The organism is Mesobacillus sp. LC4, assembly GCF_053543455.1.
Genome location: NZ_JBGCUB010000003.1, coordinates 308332 through 322653, shown reverse-complemented (window position 1 = coordinate 322653; position 14322 = coordinate 308332). Strand labels below are relative to the sequence as shown.

The following is a 14322-nucleotide window of genomic DNA, read 5'->3' as shown; positions in this document are numbered from 1 at the left end:
GGGGAGATTAACTATGAAAAAATATAGTTTACTAGTACTTGTTTTAGCGATGGTATTTGCATTGGCAGCTTGTGGCTCAGAGGAAAAAGCAGAAACTGCATCAGCCGGAGAAGCAAATGAAATGACCATCAAACATGAATACGGAGAAGCAACGGTCAAAAAGAACCCTGAAAAAGTGGTCGTGTTCGATTTTGGTGTTCTCGATACCCTTGATGAACTTGGTGTAAAGGTAACAGGCGTACCGCAGGCCATCGTTCCTGACTACCTGGAAAAATACGCTGGCAAGGAATACACAAATGTCGGCAGTTTGAAAGAACCAGATTTTGAAGCAATCCACGCGATGAAGCCGGACGTCATTTTCATTTCTGCAAGACAGGCTGAATTGTACGATCAGTTTGCGGAAATCGCGCCTACCGTTTTTGTTGGCATGGACTATACAAAGTATATGGAATCCTTTGAAAAGAACATGAAACTGATTGGTGAGATTTTTGAAAAAGAAGAGGTCGTGACGGAGAAATTAGCGGAAGTCAATAAGAGCATAGATGAAATCCATAAAGAAGCTTCTGCTGCAGATGAAAAAGCCTTGCTTGTGCTAGCGAATGAAGGTAAGGTCAGCGCTTACGGTGCCGGTTCCCGATACGGTTTCCTCCACGATGTATTCGGATTTAAGGCGGCAGATGAAAATATCGAAGCATCCACTCACGGCCAGAGCATCACTTTCGAATATATCCTTGAGAAAAACCCTGGTATCCTGTTCGTCATCGACCGTACCGCAGCAGTAGGTGGCGAAGTCGGCGCGAAGGAAACAATCGAAAATGAACTTGTGAAAAAGACTGATGCCTTCAAAAACAGCAAAGTCATCTACCTTGACGGCACAAACTGGTACTTGAGCGGCGGCGGCTTGCAGTCAATGCAGTCCATGATCGATGAAGTGAGGTCGGCACTATAATGTTCTATCAAATCAAGAGAATACTAGTCAAAGAAGGACATTCCAGCCAGGTGATCGAACGCTTTTCGAAAAAAGGTATGTTGATTGAGCAGCAGCCGGGCTTCCTGGATAAACAGGTTCTCATTAAAAAGAGCCGCCGGGGCGATGAAGAAGTCATGGTCATGATCAGCTGGCAATCCGAACAAGACTGGAAGAACTGGGAGAAGCATCCTGACCATATCGCCGGCCACAAAGCCAAAATCGGCCAGCCAAAACCAGATTATATCCTTGAATCCTCCCAGGATGTCTATGATGTGATATAAGCGGAAAGAGACTCAGCAATGGGTCTCTTTTTCATTTGGAAAAAATGAGCGATATTTTCCAATTCGCTATATAAAATGAAAAGTCGCTATATAAAAGATTAACTCGCTATAAAAGAAGAAAAGTCGCTATATAAAAGGAAAACTCGCTATAATATCGAAAAACCCGCTATATTAATTAAAAGGTCTCTATTGGAAGGGATATTTTACTCTAAAAATAGAGGGTTTGGCTTACCAATTTATATTTTTGAAGTTTTCAGCTAATAAATTATGCATTGAAAATGCCAATCTTCCACTGTTGGAGCGGCAAAATACGGTTTACAGATACCTTTTTTGAGGAAAACGCATAAAGGCTTGAATATGAGAGCGTTTCCATCAGCTTGGTGTTGTTTTGTACTAAATTCGTCACGGACTGGTTATGAAAATTTTAGGCATCGTGCTATTCTAAGTTGTGTAGACTTTCACAATGGTTATCGGAATCGCAATCACTATCATAATCGCAATCATTGGAGGAATCATCTGTGGACGGCATAATTGGTTTGCTTGAGGAACCATTAATTTTACTATTTGTCATCTTATTTCTTGGCTCGGCGCTGGGAGAAATCAAAATACGGGGACTAAGTCTTGGAACATCCGGTGTCTTGCTGGCGGCAATGGTATTTGGCCACTTCGGCTACCAGGTGTCGCCGGTCATCCAGCAGCTGGGCCTCGGCTTATTTATTGTGGCAGTTGGCTTATCTGCTGGGCCGCGCTTTTTCCGGATGATGAAAACGAGCGGAGTTGTTTTTGGCATCATCAGCTTGTTGATCGTTCTCGTTGCATCAGTCACGACGATTGCTGTGTCCAAGCTGTTCAATCTGTCTCCGGCCCTAAGCATCGGAATCATGACCGGGGCGTTGACGAGTACACCTGGACTTGCGGCGGCACTGCAGGCAACTGGAGATCCGCTCGCTTCGGTCGGGTATGGGATTGCCTATCCATTCGGCGTCCTAGCGGTTGTGCTGTTCGTACAGCTTTTGCCACGCGTGCTCAAGGTGGATTTAGCGGAGGATCTGAAAAAGAAATCTGGCCCCGTTCGCAATGATGAGTCACCTGAAGTCATCACCATCGAGGTGACGAATCCATCTATCAATAAAAGAACCTTAAAAGAATTGGAGTTCAATCAATATAATACTGTTGTGATCAGCCGCGTCATCCGCGGGGACCGGAATATCATCGCTCTCAATGATACGGTTATTTTAGTGGGGGACAGGCTCGTTGCCGTCGGTCTGCGGAGTGACTTAGAACGCTTATGCGAAGATATAGGCAAAGAAGTCGAGACGAATTTCGAGAACCATGATCATGTTGAGCTTCGCAAGGTGACAGTGGACTCGCTTGAATTGATAGGGAAGACGATCAGGGAGCTTGAATTAAGGCGCACATACGGAGTGACAGTTACGCGGATTGAACGCGGCGGTTTTGAATTCAACCAGAACTCGAAATGGCGGCTGGAACGAGGGGATGTTTTGACACTCGTCAGCAGTGAAAACCGTTTGGATGACGCCGAAAAGCTGTTCAGCAGGAAGAAACTGACGGTCACGAATATCCATATCCTTTCGCTAAGCTTAGTGTTGCTGCTGGGAGTGCTGGCCGGTATGATTCCATTCCATTTCCCGAAGCTTGGAACAATTACGTTTGGTGTTGCTGGCGGACCGTTGTTCATCGCCTTGATCATCGGCCACTTCGGAAAACTTGGTCCCATCCATGCGCGCTATTACCAGCCATCAAACCAAGTCATCCGCGATATTGGACTCGTTTTATTCCTTGCCGGCGCTGGTACCACAGCTGGTAAAGGAATCGTGCAGGTCATTCAGCAGGAAGGCTTCAACCTTGTCATCGGCGGGGCGATCATTACAATCCTGCCAGTCGTAGCCGGCTTCTTCATCGCAAGAAAGCTTTTCCGATTAAGCATCATTCACTCATTAGGAGCATTGTGCGGAGGAATGACCAGTACACCCGGACTCGGCGCAACCAACCAGTTGATGGATTCCGAAGATCCCGCCATCGCATACGCAGCAGCTTACCCATTCGCGCTCATCTCCGTTGCCGTGGCATCACAGGTTTTGGTTTTCTTTTTATAAGATTGAACAACTCCCGCAGAAAGGCATTCCAGCGGGAGTTTTTTAATGACGGACAGAACTTGGGTGGAAGATGAGGAAAGTGTCCATCATCAGGTTAGAAGAGAAGGAAAGTGTCCGTCACCAGGGTAATCATGGACAAAATCAGATCGGAATAGAAGGAAACTGTCCATCAACAAGCCAATGACGGACAAAATCAAGCCAAGAAAGCAGGAAATGGTCCATAAAAAATCTGGTGAAAAATTTTACCAATAATCATTGACAATATTTTCAAAAGGAATTATCATTATCATTATTGATAATGATAATAATCGCAAACTAATACACAGCAGGTGATCACGATGAAGGAAACGAAAGCAGATTTGATTTTACACCCGGTACGAATGAAGGTTCTTCACACGTTATCCAGCGGGAGGAGGAAGACAGTACAGCAGATTGCTGAGAAACTGCCGGAGGTGCCACAGGCGACTTTGTATCGTCACTTGAAAAAGCTGCTTGATGGAAAGATCATCGAAGTGGTCGAGGAAAACCAGGTGCGCGGGACGGTTGAGAAAGTCTACGCTTTGCCGAAAAACAACGAAGTCGTCTCAAGGGATGAAGTGCTTAAGGCTGGACCTGATGAGCATCTGGATTACTTTATAAAGTTCATGGCCAATGTATTGATGGATTTTGAGTCATATATCCGCCAACCTAACTACGATTTTCAAAAAGACATGGCGAGCTTCAGGACAGCAACATTATATGCCAGTGATGAGGAATATAGTGAGTTTATCAGGAAGTACGTCGAATTGATCACACCGCTTCTTCACAATGAAGAAACACCGGACAGGAAGAAACGGACAGTTACCAATATATTGACAACCCACCATAACATTGAAGAGGGGAATAAGGATGATGAACGCCCAGATGGTTAAAGAGGAGATTTCTTTTAAGAGTGATGTTCAGTTAAGAGGGACTTTGTTGATTCCGGATCAAGGGAAGGAGACGTACCCGACAATTATATTCCTTCCAGGGTCAGGAGAATTGAACCGTGATGGCAGCACCCCTAATGGAAAATTTAAATTTGATCTATATAAGGATTTGGCTGAACTGTGTACATCACTTGGATTTGTTACGTTCCGCTATGATAAAAGAGGTGTGGGTGAAAGCGAAGGGAATTTCCATTCAGCCGGGCTATCTGATGCGTTAAAAGACGGGGAAGCAGCGCTGGATCTGCTTGAAGCTCATCCAAAAGTCGATGGAAGCAAACTCATCATCATTGGACATAGCGAAGGCTGCATGGTCGGAACTGCCCTGAACGCAATCAGGCCGGCAGCAGGTTTGGTTCTTCTTTCAGGCGGAGGTGAAACACTGAAAGAAGCACTGGATCACCAAAGACAACTGCTTTATAAAGAAATGAGAGAAAAGAAGGGACTTCAGGGCTTCATCATCAACAAGTTCAACACCCTCGATAAAGCTGAAAAACAAGCACAGGGTACCTATCAGAAAATGATTGATTCTGGAAAAGATGTAACGAAAACGCTGGGTTTCATCAAAATGCCGGCCAAGTACTTCAGGGAGCATTTTGCGCTCGATATAGAAGAGGCGCTGTCCAAAGTGACATGCCCGGTACTGGCCATCAATGGGGCAAAAGATTTTCAAGCCAACCCTGAAAGGCTGAAGCGCATTGAACAGTTTGTCCAGGGAGAATATGAAATCCACGTCGTCGAAAACATGGACCACGGTTTGAAGGAACAGCTTACACCGCTGAGGCCATCATCCTACAAAAAGGATTACTTAAAAACAATCGGAAAGCCGATTCATTCTGAGGCGGCAAAGCATCTGACTTCCTGGCTTCAGAGATATCTTTAAAATGACTTCATAGATATACCTTTAAAAGTAAAAGTCCCATTACCATAGTGGTAACGGGACTTCTTCTTGTTTCTCTACAATATCTCAACTCTATTCCAAAAACGACTTGACCTTTGGAAACACCTTCAGAGCGGTATTGTAAAATACATCTTCATGGTGCTCAGGCGGAATCAGGTCCTTGATAAACTGTATATACGGACCGACTGGAATCAGCGGCCAGTCTGTGCCGAACAGCAGCTTGTCGTAGGAATCAGCGAACTCGAGTGCATGGCGCAAATGGTCGAGGAAACGCCCCTGGCTGCGCTTATCCAGCTCAGCCTTTGTCCCGACGATCAGCCCGGATAAATCGGCAAAAACGTTCGGGTTTTTATAAATGATTTCCGCTCCGGTCAATGTCCAAGGATCCCCGAAATGGGCCATCATGAAATTCACGTCACGATGGTTGACTGCGACCTCGTCAATCGCCATCGGATGGGAATATTTCAAATAACCCCGTTCCGAATAGGTGTCGCCGGTATGGAACACAACTGGAAGCTGGTATTTCGCGGCCAGCTTATAGACCGGTTCGTACACTTCGTCATACGCATAAAACGGATAATACCCAAGATAGATTTTAATTCCGACCGTCTTCGGATTATGCAATTCTGCCTCAAGCCGGGCAAGGGCTGCCTCATCCAGGTCGTATGGGTTGACCCCGGCGCAGAAAAAAATGTTGGCCGGGAGTTCTTCTTCCATATCAAGCCCCATTGGCGTACGGGCTTCATAATCTGGGAATCCCATTTTATCGGTTTCCGTCAGGCCCATGCCGATTCCGAGAACCACATTAGCTTCCTTGAACTCCTTTAGAATGCCATCTGTGGAATAGTCGACGAATGACAGCTTCTCTGCCGTTTCATAAAAGGATTTAATGTTTGATAGATGAATATGGGCATCGATGATTTTCATAGTTTCTCCTTTTAAAATTGGACTCTTCTAAGCTTTTTCAGCAAGTGGCCAGTCAGTCTGCGTTCATCAAACAGCAGGAATAGCGGAGCGCTTTTTTCAAAGTCGCCTTTGTGCCTTGAGACAAGCTGCAAAACTTCTTTATTTGTATACGCATCAGTTAGGAATGCATCATTATTCGGAATCATGTAAAACTTATCATCACAGTGGTTAGAAGTAAAATACGAATCTCCATCCAACAGTAGAGGAATTTCCTCACTGCCTGCGTGATAAGCATGCCCCTGCTGGCTGTCACTGACTGAAATCTTCACATCGGTCAGCTGATTGCCACCGACGAAGAGGTCTGTGATCCAAACATCATCTGCAAGGTTTTTCCCGCCAGCATCCTTAATTTCTGCTAAAGATGCGACAACCGGCACGCCTGGAAGCATCAAATAATATTGCACATACTGGACATCTTTCCACTGCTTATGTTCCTCGAACTCAGTAGTGATCGCGAGTCCGCTCCACTTGTTTCCTTCACTGTCTTTCTTTTCAACCACTTCAGCATGGCTGTTTTCTTTTAACAGGGAGAAGGTGTTGATTCCTCTTGGTGCGGTCTTCATTCCGCCGGCCCAAGGATTCCACCAGCTCTTCGCCGTCAACTCTGGGTAGGAATTGGCGAGCCATTCGTGGCCATTCACTTCCATTGAATAGATTCCAGGATAGAAAGCTGGATCTGCCTTAAGGGTGATGACACCGTTATCGACGATGAAACGGTCATCTTCACAGTTGCTAGTTACCCTTCCAGAAGGAGAGAGCAGCAATTCTTTGAATCTAGCTTCTGTTCCATTGCCTTCATATGCAGCCTCGATGATAGATACGGGCAGTGAAGTTGTTATTGGCACTGTCACGGAATAAGAGGTTTTCTCCATTTTTGCGGTGATATCATGATTCTCATTTCCGATGGTTAAAGTCCCGTCCAGATAGCTGTTACGGTATGTTTTTAAAGTGAATTCCGGATCAGCATCAGGATTGATTACAAGCTGGTCTGATTGATAACTCAGCTCGCTTGTTCTTTCAGGCTTCTTTAAGACAGGGGCTTGCTCTGCATAGGCAATGAAATCATCGACAGTCTGGAATGCACCAAGTGAAAGGGTAATGGTTCCGGACACAGCTTTAGCACCTGGCTCCAGCTTTCCGAATTGGTCCTCAATGATGAATTGCCAGCTTTCAGGACCAGCGTTGCTCTCCTTTGACCAGGTCAATCCAATTGGGCCGGAATGTCCTTCAGAAAAATACCAGTTCCCTGTGATTCTCTCTGGATCCAGCTCGCCGATTTCCATGATCCGATTTTCGGAAAAATAAACAACCTCGCCATCAAGCGGGAAGCTGACCTGCTCCAGATCCTGGTGAACAGGCTGGCTGAAGGCCACATCAGGATGGGTGCTTTCACCTTTATTTTCAACCTCTGCCCATGTTTCGAGAATTCCATCACCAAATAAACGGAACGTCTGTGTTAAGCGCAAGCCTTCCATATCTGCTGAATCCAGGCAGATTTTTAAATCGACCGAAGAATCGTGGACCTCCCAGGTAACCGATGTAGGCTTTTTCTTGGTAAACTCGAGCGAATATGGCTTTCCGAGCTTTGGTGTCAGGAAGGCAAAAGGAAGGTTCTGCTTACTTTTCGCAACAGCCGTCACCAAATCCCGTTTGCGGACATTGATCTGTCCAAGACCGTTGAAAATATGCCAGAAATCCTTCGATTCACCGCCGAACTTCACTCCAGGACCTTTGAAGGCAACCGAAACATCCTGTTTGAAGCTTAACTTTTGTCCATCATTCTTTGTTGCTGTAATCGTCAGCTCAGGCTTGTAAAATCCATGCTTTTTCACCGTCAATGGCACAGAAACTGTCTTCCGGCCACTGGCAGGAATGTGGGTGGTGACCGTGTTCCCTTTTAAAACAACCTGTTCATTCTCCGGGAAGCATAATTGAAACTCAGCGTTCTCCCGCAGGTTATTGGTTATTTCAACATCGATAGACGTTTCTTTGTCCAGGAACGAGAGATTGCCAGAGTAGCTGGCTTCTATTTTTGCCGGATTGATTGGGAAGACCCCCAGCTTCAACTCGCATTCAAGACCGTTGATCCAAACAGTCGCCCTGATGCTAGGATGGGTATGCCAGTTGCTCGGTTCTTCTCCCTTTTGAACGGTAAAGGCAGCGGATATAGTAGATTCATCATCTACCAATTGCTCTGTTGTAAAATCATACTTAATTCGCTCATTGCCGATGCCGCTTGCCTTGAAGCTGAGCGGTGCTGCACCCTTGTTCACGACCGTGATTTCGAATTCCCGTTCTTCCTCCTGAATCACTTCATGGTCTGCGATTCTCAACTGCAGAATGAACTCGTCCGTTTCAATCAAGCTGATGCCGCGGCTTGTTCGTTCGAATTGTACTCGTGTTGACGTTTCAGCGTTCTGCCAGCTATATTCATAGAAAGTAAAACCATTCTCTTTATGGCCGTCCGGCTTCACTTCTATCAATCTAGTGCTGTCCTCATACCAATCCATTTGTTCAAAGACTGGTTTTAACAGCGTTGTGTTCAAAACCTGCGGAATGAAATTCATCAAGTGTGTCGAGTCATCCCGGTCCTCCCAGAAAAATCCGCATTTTTTATAAAGCGGAACGGCCTTCGTGTTCCCGGCCCAGGTATATAGGTCAAGTCGCGGCCAGCCCAGATCCACCGTTTTTTCCAGCGCCTGAAGAAGAAGCTTCTTGCCTATCTTATGCCCCTGGTAATCGGGCCTGACATTAAGCAGCGGGATATATAAAGATCCCGTATCCTCCTTATACTCAGACAAACCGCAGTACCCGACGACTTCTTCACCGTCCAGCGCCAGGTAGAGCTCGATATTGTCGGAGTTGGCTTCCTTCTTTTTCACCTGTTCCTCCGTCATGACGCGCGTATCGCCGCCCCAGCCGTCACGACTCAGATTCCACATCCTGGCGATCCCGGCCGCCAACCCTTCATGGTATTTCTCGATTTGAATTACCTTGTTCAATTGTGTCATTACGATTCTCCTCCCTGACTATGGGCCATCTTCCTTTTTCGCTAAAATAAGCTTCTTTTTTGAATTGTCCATTTTGCTCAACCTCCTTTGATTTGATGGGAGTGTTTTGCACTCCATATCCATCGTAAAGGGAAAATTCGCTAGAGTAAAGAAAATTTAGAATTTAATGTTTTTTCGTATTGAAACGGTGGCTTTCTTTTTTAGTATAATGAGGAAAAGAAGGTTAGAAGGAGCGATGAGTGGTGGAGCAAAAAATCTATTGGGATATCCTCGATTTTAATCACAACGAAATTTATATCTCGGCAACTGAAAATGGCCTATGCTATGTTGGATCGCCGGAAGAAGACTATGATGTTATGGCTAAACGTTTTCCTTGGGCTGTTTTTGAAAAAAATGAAGAAATCATGAAACCGTACAAGGAAGAGTTGACTGAGTATCTTGAAGGCAAGCGCACCGAATTTTCCCTGCCCATCGATGTAAAAGGGACACCATTCCAGGAAGCAATCTGGGGTGCACTTAAGGAAATACCTTATGGGGAGACTTTTACATACTCAGATATTGCAGAAAAAATCGGAAAGCCTGCTGCGGTAAGAGCAGTTGGAACAGCCATTGGGGCTAATCCAGTTCTGATCACAGTACCCTGTCATCGGGTCATTGGAAAAAACGGGGCGATCACAGGATACCGCGGTGGAATTCCAATGAAACAGCACTTATTAGAGCTGGAGAAAGTACATTATAGAGGTTAATGTGCGGATAAAGAGGGTTCCGGGAAGATTATCGTCACATAAAAGAGGTTAATGTGCGGATAAAGAGGGTTCCGGGAAGATTATCGTCACATAAAAGAGGTTAATGTGCGGATAAAGAGGGTTCCGGGAAGATGATCGTCACATAAAAGAGGTTAATGTGCGGATAAAGAGGGTTCCGGGAAGATTATCGTCACATAAAAGAGGTTAATGTGCGGATAAAGAGGGTTCCGGGAAGATTATTGTCACATAAAAGAGGTTAATGTGCGGATAAAGAGGGTTCCGGGAAAATTATCGTCACATAAAACAGGTTAATGTGCAGATAAAAAGGACTCAGGGAAGAGTATCGTCACATAAAAGAGAATAATGTTCGGGTAAATGAGGTTCAGCGAAATTTATCCGAACATTCAAATCATAATGTGGAGCGGGTTGAAGAGGAAACTGCATCAAGGAATCACCTCATCATGCTAAACTTGAATTGTTAGAAAATTGCCATACATCTTTCACACTTTTTCTTTACCAAAAAGCTATAATGAACCCAAATGGACTATGCACGGTGGTCTGGGATACCAGAGGGCTGATGGGGGCGATTGAATGAAGAGTTTGATTGTTTACTGCTCAACACATGGTACGACAGCTAAAGCGGCACATCTTTTACGGAAGAAGATTGAAGGGGATGTCATTGCCATCAATCTGGATAAGACGAAGCTTCATTCGGATTTGGAGCTGTTTGATTCGGTGATGATCGGCGGGTCGATTCACGCCGGCAGCATCCAGGGGAAAATCAAGAAATTCATGAAAGAGCATGAGGACGTGCTCCAACGGAAAAACCTTGGCTTGTTCCTATGCTGTATGCGAGAAGGGCAGGAGGCACACTTTCAGTTTGAGAATGCATTCCCGCCAAACCTCAGGGAAGCGGCCGTAGCGAAGGGATTGTTCGGGGGTGAGTTCATTTTTTCAAAAATGAACTTCTTCGAGAAGATCATTGCAAAAAGCGTAAGCGGGTCGACAGAAGAAGTTTCGCATCTCGACCTGGAATCGATCAATGAATTTGCGGAAGCTGTTAATCGAAATAATAAGTATTTACCTGTCTAAAAATCGCAGGCTTCCTGAGCCTTCGATTTTTTTATTTTGAACGCTGGAAATATTGTATAATCAAAGTACTTTGTCTGGGGGAGTGTGTTTTAACAGTATGAATATAGAGCTTTTCAGAATGATTAATGGCGCTGGAAAGGAATTCGAAGCCTTAAATCCTGTCTTTGTTTTTATCGCTAACAATGCAATTTACCTGTTAGCGGCGGCCGTCCTGATATACTTGTTCAGTCGTAAGCCGGGAAACCGATTGATGGTGGTGAGCGGTTTAGTGTCGCTTATTTTAGCAGAAGTAGCCGGGAAAATTGCGGGCATGTTCCACTCCAATCACCAGCCGTTTGCAGCGCTTGAAAATGTGAATCAATTGATTGAGATGGAAGTGAACAACTCATTTCCAAGCGATCATAGTATTATCTTTTTCACGATGGCGGTCACGTTCTGGCTGTTTAAAAGAAAGCATACATATTTATGGGTTCTGCTTGCCGGAATGGTTGGTTTTTCGCGAATTTGGGCCGGCGTGCATTATCCGGCAGATATCCTTTTTGGTGCATTTCTAGGATCGTGGTTTGCCTACCTAGGCTATCGACTGATTCCAAACATCGAAATGCTAAACAAGAATAAATTGACAGGCAAGGAAATGAAAAATCTCTGATTATGAAACCTTTGTGCCGGGTAAATCGTACATAAATGAAGCTGAGATAGAGTATTTGATTTATTTACTCTAGACCAGTAAAATATATTCTGACAAATTTTTTTTCGGAGAGTGAATTTTTTTGGAAGTTCCCATAGGTTTAGTCATTTTATTAGGTGTTTTAATTCTGTTGTCTGCCTTCTTTTCATCGGCAGAAACCGCTTTTTCCAGCGTCAACAAAATCAGGCTGCGAAACTATGAGTCTGAAGGCCGCGTTGGAAGCAAGAATGCTTTGTATATTTCCGAGAATTTCGATGACGCGCTGTCTACCATTCTAGTAGGTAACAATATCGTCAATATTGCGGCGGCGAGTATTTCATCGAAGGTAGCTGTTGATATCTTCGGAGCGAGCACAGGTCTGATCGTAAGTACATTTGGTATGACGATTTTAATCCTGATTTTTGGTGAGATTTTGCCGAAGTCTATCGCAAAGGAAAATGCAGAAGCTTATTCGTTAAAAATTTCCGGTATCCTGCTGTTGCTGATCAAAATCCTGACGCCGATCAATTTCGTGTTCAGTAAATTGAAGGCATCTGTATCGAGGATGTTCTCGAAGGATGGAGAAGTCCAACCTTCCGTCACTGAAGAAGAAATCAAGGTGATGGTCGACATCAGTGAAGAAGAGGGTGTCATTAATAATGAGGAAAGGGAGCTCGTGCACCGTTCCCTGGAATTTAACGACGTTCTTGTCGGCGAAATTTTAACACATCGAATGGACATGATTACAATCGAAGTAAGCCAGTCACTCGAGGAAATCAAACAGATTTTCATAGAAGAACGTTTCTCTCGAGTTCCGGTTTATGAGGACAATATAGATAATATCATCGGATTTTTATCCGAACGTGAGTTTTTTGCAGAAATGATCCAGAATAAAGAAGTGAATGTCCGCGAGATGCTGCGCCAGCCGATGTTCGTCGTGAAATCGATGAAAATCGCGACCTTGCTGCCAGAGCTGCAAAGGACGAAGAGCCATATGGCGATCGTCGTCGATGAATTCGGGGGAACAAGCGGCTTGATTACGCTTGAAGACATCCTCGAAGAGCTGGTCGGTGAGATTTGGGATGAGCACGATGAAAAGGTCAATATCATGACGAAGATCGATGAGAGCACGTATGAGTTCGATGCGGCCTACGATCTCGATGATTTTTCCGAATTGTTCCATGTGCCAATGCCGGACACATCGTACCATAACCTCGGCGGCTGGATTTTTGAAACATTGGAAAGCATCCCGGTGAACGGGGATACATTCGTCTACGAAAACCTGCGAATTATCGTCAAGGAAGTAGAAAATCACCGTATTCGTAATATAAAAGTGGAAATCATGCCCGTTTTAGAGGTAGAAGAGTAAAAAAGAAGGTGGAATCAGGCGATTTAAGAGCCTGGTTCCACCTTTTTTGCTTGCTGGAAAAATTATTCTCTTAATGATGAGCGATAATCGCAGAGATATGACCTGTAATTGCACTGTAAGGTCATGTAATTGCACGGAATACGATGCTAATTGCACGAAAACCCCCGTTAATTGCATCGTCTTCCTTTTATTGTAAAAATACTAACAGCAAGTAGCATCGCCGTCGCAGCAAGCTTCGTTTTTCTCTTCTGTTTCCTGGACTTCTTTGATTTTCACGCTGCAGCAATCAGACTTCGAGTTGCTGCCCATCAGGATTTTGATCAAGTTAGCCATTAATTTCACCTCCTTTCATCAAGAAAAATTGATTTATTAGATAAAATAGAACACAAACCCAGAAACAGTGGACATGGTGATGACAGATGCGATGAAGGCAATCACAAGCTGCTTTTTAAAAATCGATTTTAACAGGATGACTTCAGGCAGGCTGGCACCGGCTGAGCTGATCATCATCGCCATCACGGGACCGAGTGCCATTCCTTTTAAAATCAGCATTTGCGAAATCGGAATCATGCTTGAGAGCCGGATGTATAATGGAATTCCTGCGATTGCAGCCACTGGGATCAGCCACCATGCATCATGGCCAAACCACTTCGTAATGATTTCAGTTGGAACAAGGCCGTGAATGACCGCGCCAATCGCAGCACCGATCAGCAAGTAAGGGTAGACACTTTTCATCAGCGACCAGGTTTCGTCTAAAGCAAATCTCCAATTGAATTTCTGATTCTTTTCTTCATATCCAGACATGATGACATTTTTGACGTAGCGCTGAAATCCGAGTTTATCAAGCGTAAAGCCGATGACAATTGATAAAGCACTTGTGATGATGGTGTATATGATTGTAACTTTCCACCCCATCACGACACCCATGATGGTTAAAATTGTCGGGTCCAATACCGGAGAAGCGAAGAGGAAAACCATAACGATTGAAAACGGTATTTTCTTTTTCAGCATATTGACGACTACTGGAATTGTGGAGCAAGAGCAAAACGGTGTTATGAAGGCAAACAGAATGGCGGCAAAGCTGGCAAGCACTTTATTGCGTCCTGTCAGTTTCTTTTCAATTTTTTCATAAGGAATATATCCCTGGAGCAAGCTGATCAGAAAGGAAATCCCGATAAAAAGCACCGTTAACTCTAGAGCGATCCATAAAAAGCTTTTTAGAAATTCAATCATTGTC

General features: G+C 44.6%; 13 protein-coding genes. 9 read left to right on the top strand and 4 right to left on the bottom strand.

Annotation, left to right across the window (positions count from 1 at the left end; genetic code table 11):
• The first annotated feature begins 13 nt into the window (after nucleotides 1–13).
• From AB5I83_RS12470 to AB5I83_RS12450, 5 genes are all read left to right on the top strand, one after another.
• The gene (locus tag AB5I83_RS12470; RefSeq protein ID WP_448975775.1) at nucleotides 14–949 is read left to right on the top strand and encodes a siderophore ABC transporter substrate-binding protein; all 936 of its coding nucleotides are present in this window, start codon (nucleotides 14–16) and stop codon (nucleotides 947–949) included.
• Nucleotides 949–1251: an antibiotic biosynthesis monooxygenase family protein gene (locus AB5I83_RS12465; RefSeq protein WP_448975773.1), complete on the top strand. Its 303-nt coding sequence runs from the start codon at nucleotides 949–951 to the stop codon at nucleotides 1249–1251. Before AB5I83_RS12470 ends, AB5I83_RS12465 begins: the two co-directional genes overlap by 1 nt.
• Before the next feature lie 518 nt (nucleotides 1252–1769).
• Complete coding sequence (locus AB5I83_RS12460; RefSeq protein WP_448975771.1) at nucleotides 1770–3368, top strand: aspartate:alanine exchanger family transporter; 1599 nt, start codon at nucleotides 1770–1772, stop codon at nucleotides 3366–3368.
• 338 nt (nucleotides 3369–3706) lie between these two features.
• The gene (locus AB5I83_RS12455) at nucleotides 3707–4279 is read left to right on the top strand and encodes a helix-turn-helix domain-containing protein (RefSeq protein ID WP_448975770.1); all 573 of its coding nucleotides are present in this window, start codon (nucleotides 3707–3709) and stop codon (nucleotides 4277–4279) included.
• The gene (locus AB5I83_RS12450; RefSeq protein WP_448975768.1) at nucleotides 4257–5216 is read left to right on the top strand and encodes an alpha/beta hydrolase; all 960 of its coding nucleotides are present in this window, start codon (nucleotides 4257–4259) and stop codon (nucleotides 5214–5216) included. The genes AB5I83_RS12455 and AB5I83_RS12450 overlap by 23 nt, the downstream gene beginning before the upstream one ends.
• A gap of 90 nt (nucleotides 5217–5306) precedes the next feature.
• Here the strand turns inward: AB5I83_RS12450 and AB5I83_RS12445 are convergent, their stop codons facing one another.
• Both AB5I83_RS12445 and AB5I83_RS12440 read right to left on the bottom strand, forming a co-directional pair.
• Complete coding sequence (locus tag AB5I83_RS12445; protein ID WP_448975766.1) at nucleotides 5307–6161, bottom strand: amidohydrolase family protein; 855 nt, start codon at nucleotides 6159–6161, stop codon at nucleotides 5307–5309.
• 11 nt (nucleotides 6162–6172) lie between these two features.
• Entirely contained in the window at nucleotides 6173–9211 is a 3039-nt protein-coding gene (locus AB5I83_RS12440; protein ID WP_448975764.1) for a GNAT family N-acetyltransferase, read from the bottom strand.
• 242 nt (nucleotides 9212–9453) lie between these two features.
• Between AB5I83_RS12440 and AB5I83_RS12435 the strand changes: the two genes are divergently transcribed.
• The 4 genes from AB5I83_RS12435 (at nucleotide 9454) to AB5I83_RS12420 (ending at nucleotide 13085) form a co-directional block, all read left to right on the top strand.
• A complete protein-coding gene (locus AB5I83_RS12435) occupies nucleotides 9454–9957 on the top strand; it encodes a methylated-DNA--[protein]-cysteine S-methyltransferase (protein WP_448975762.1) in 504 nt (167 codons plus the stop codon).
• Between the two features lie 591 nt (nucleotides 9958–10548).
• Nucleotides 10549–11049, top strand: coding sequence for a flavodoxin domain-containing protein (locus tag AB5I83_RS12430; protein WP_448975760.1), 501 nt, complete (start codon nucleotides 10549–10551; stop codon nucleotides 11047–11049).
• Nucleotides 11050–11146: 97 nt separating this feature from the next.
• Nucleotides 11147–11698: an undecaprenyl-diphosphatase gene (locus AB5I83_RS12425; RefSeq protein ID WP_448975758.1), complete on the top strand. Its 552-nt coding sequence runs from the start codon at nucleotides 11147–11149 to the stop codon at nucleotides 11696–11698.
• Between the two features lie 121 nt (nucleotides 11699–11819).
• Nucleotides 11820–13085, top strand: a complete 1266-nt coding sequence (locus AB5I83_RS12420; protein ID WP_226645776.1) for a hemolysin family protein — start codon at nucleotides 11820–11822, stop codon at nucleotides 13083–13085.
• Nucleotides 13086–13286: 201 nt separating this feature from the next.
• On the opposite strand, the gene AB5I83_RS12415 is transcribed toward AB5I83_RS12420, so the two are convergent.
• Nucleotides 13287–13418 carry a hypothetical protein gene (locus tag AB5I83_RS12415; protein ID WP_448975756.1) on the bottom strand — a complete coding sequence of 44 codons (132 nt, stop codon included), beginning with the start codon at nucleotides 13416–13418 and terminating at the stop codon, nucleotides 13287–13289.
• A 36-nt stretch (nucleotides 13419–13454) separates the two neighbouring features.
• Complete coding sequence (locus AB5I83_RS12410) at nucleotides 13455–14318, bottom strand: permease (RefSeq protein WP_448975754.1); 864 nt, start codon at nucleotides 14316–14318, stop codon at nucleotides 13455–13457.
• Nucleotides 14319–14322 lie beyond the last annotated feature (4 nt).

Excerpts from the sequence above, each read along its gene's own strand:
- AB5I83_RS12450 (WP_448975768.1), top strand. The coding sequence starts at position 4,257 with ATGATGAACGCCCAGATGGTTAAAGAGGAGATTTCTTTTAAGAGTGAT.
- AB5I83_RS12470 (WP_448975775.1), top strand. The coding sequence starts at position 14 with ATGAAAAAATATAGTTTACTAGTACTTGTTTTAGCGATGGTATTTGCA.
- AB5I83_RS12455 (WP_448975770.1), top strand. The coding sequence starts at position 3,707 with ATGAAGGAAACGAAAGCAGATTTGATTTTACACCCGGTACGAATGAAG.
- AB5I83_RS12430 (WP_448975760.1), top strand. The coding sequence starts at position 10,549 with ATGAAGAGTTTGATTGTTTACTGCTCAACACATGGTACGACAGCTAAA.
- AB5I83_RS12440 (WP_448975764.1), bottom strand. The coding sequence starts at position 9,211 with ATGACACAATTGAACAAGGTAATTCAAATCGAGAAATACCATGAAGGG.
- AB5I83_RS12410 (WP_448975754.1), bottom strand. The coding sequence starts at position 14,318 with ATGATTGAATTTCTAAAAAGCTTTTTATGGATCGCTCTAGAGTTAACG.
- AB5I83_RS12415 (WP_448975756.1), bottom strand. The coding sequence starts at position 13,418 with ATGGCTAACTTGATCAAAATCCTGATGGGCAGCAACTCGAAGTCTGAT.
- AB5I83_RS12465 (WP_448975773.1), top strand. The coding sequence starts at position 949 with ATGTTCTATCAAATCAAGAGAATACTAGTCAAAGAAGGACATTCCAGC.
- AB5I83_RS12445 (WP_448975766.1), bottom strand. The coding sequence starts at position 6,161 with ATGAAAATCATCGATGCCCATATTCATCTATCAAACATTAAATCCTTT.
- AB5I83_RS12425 (WP_448975758.1), top strand. The coding sequence starts at position 11,147 with ATGAATATAGAGCTTTTCAGAATGATTAATGGCGCTGGAAAGGAATTC.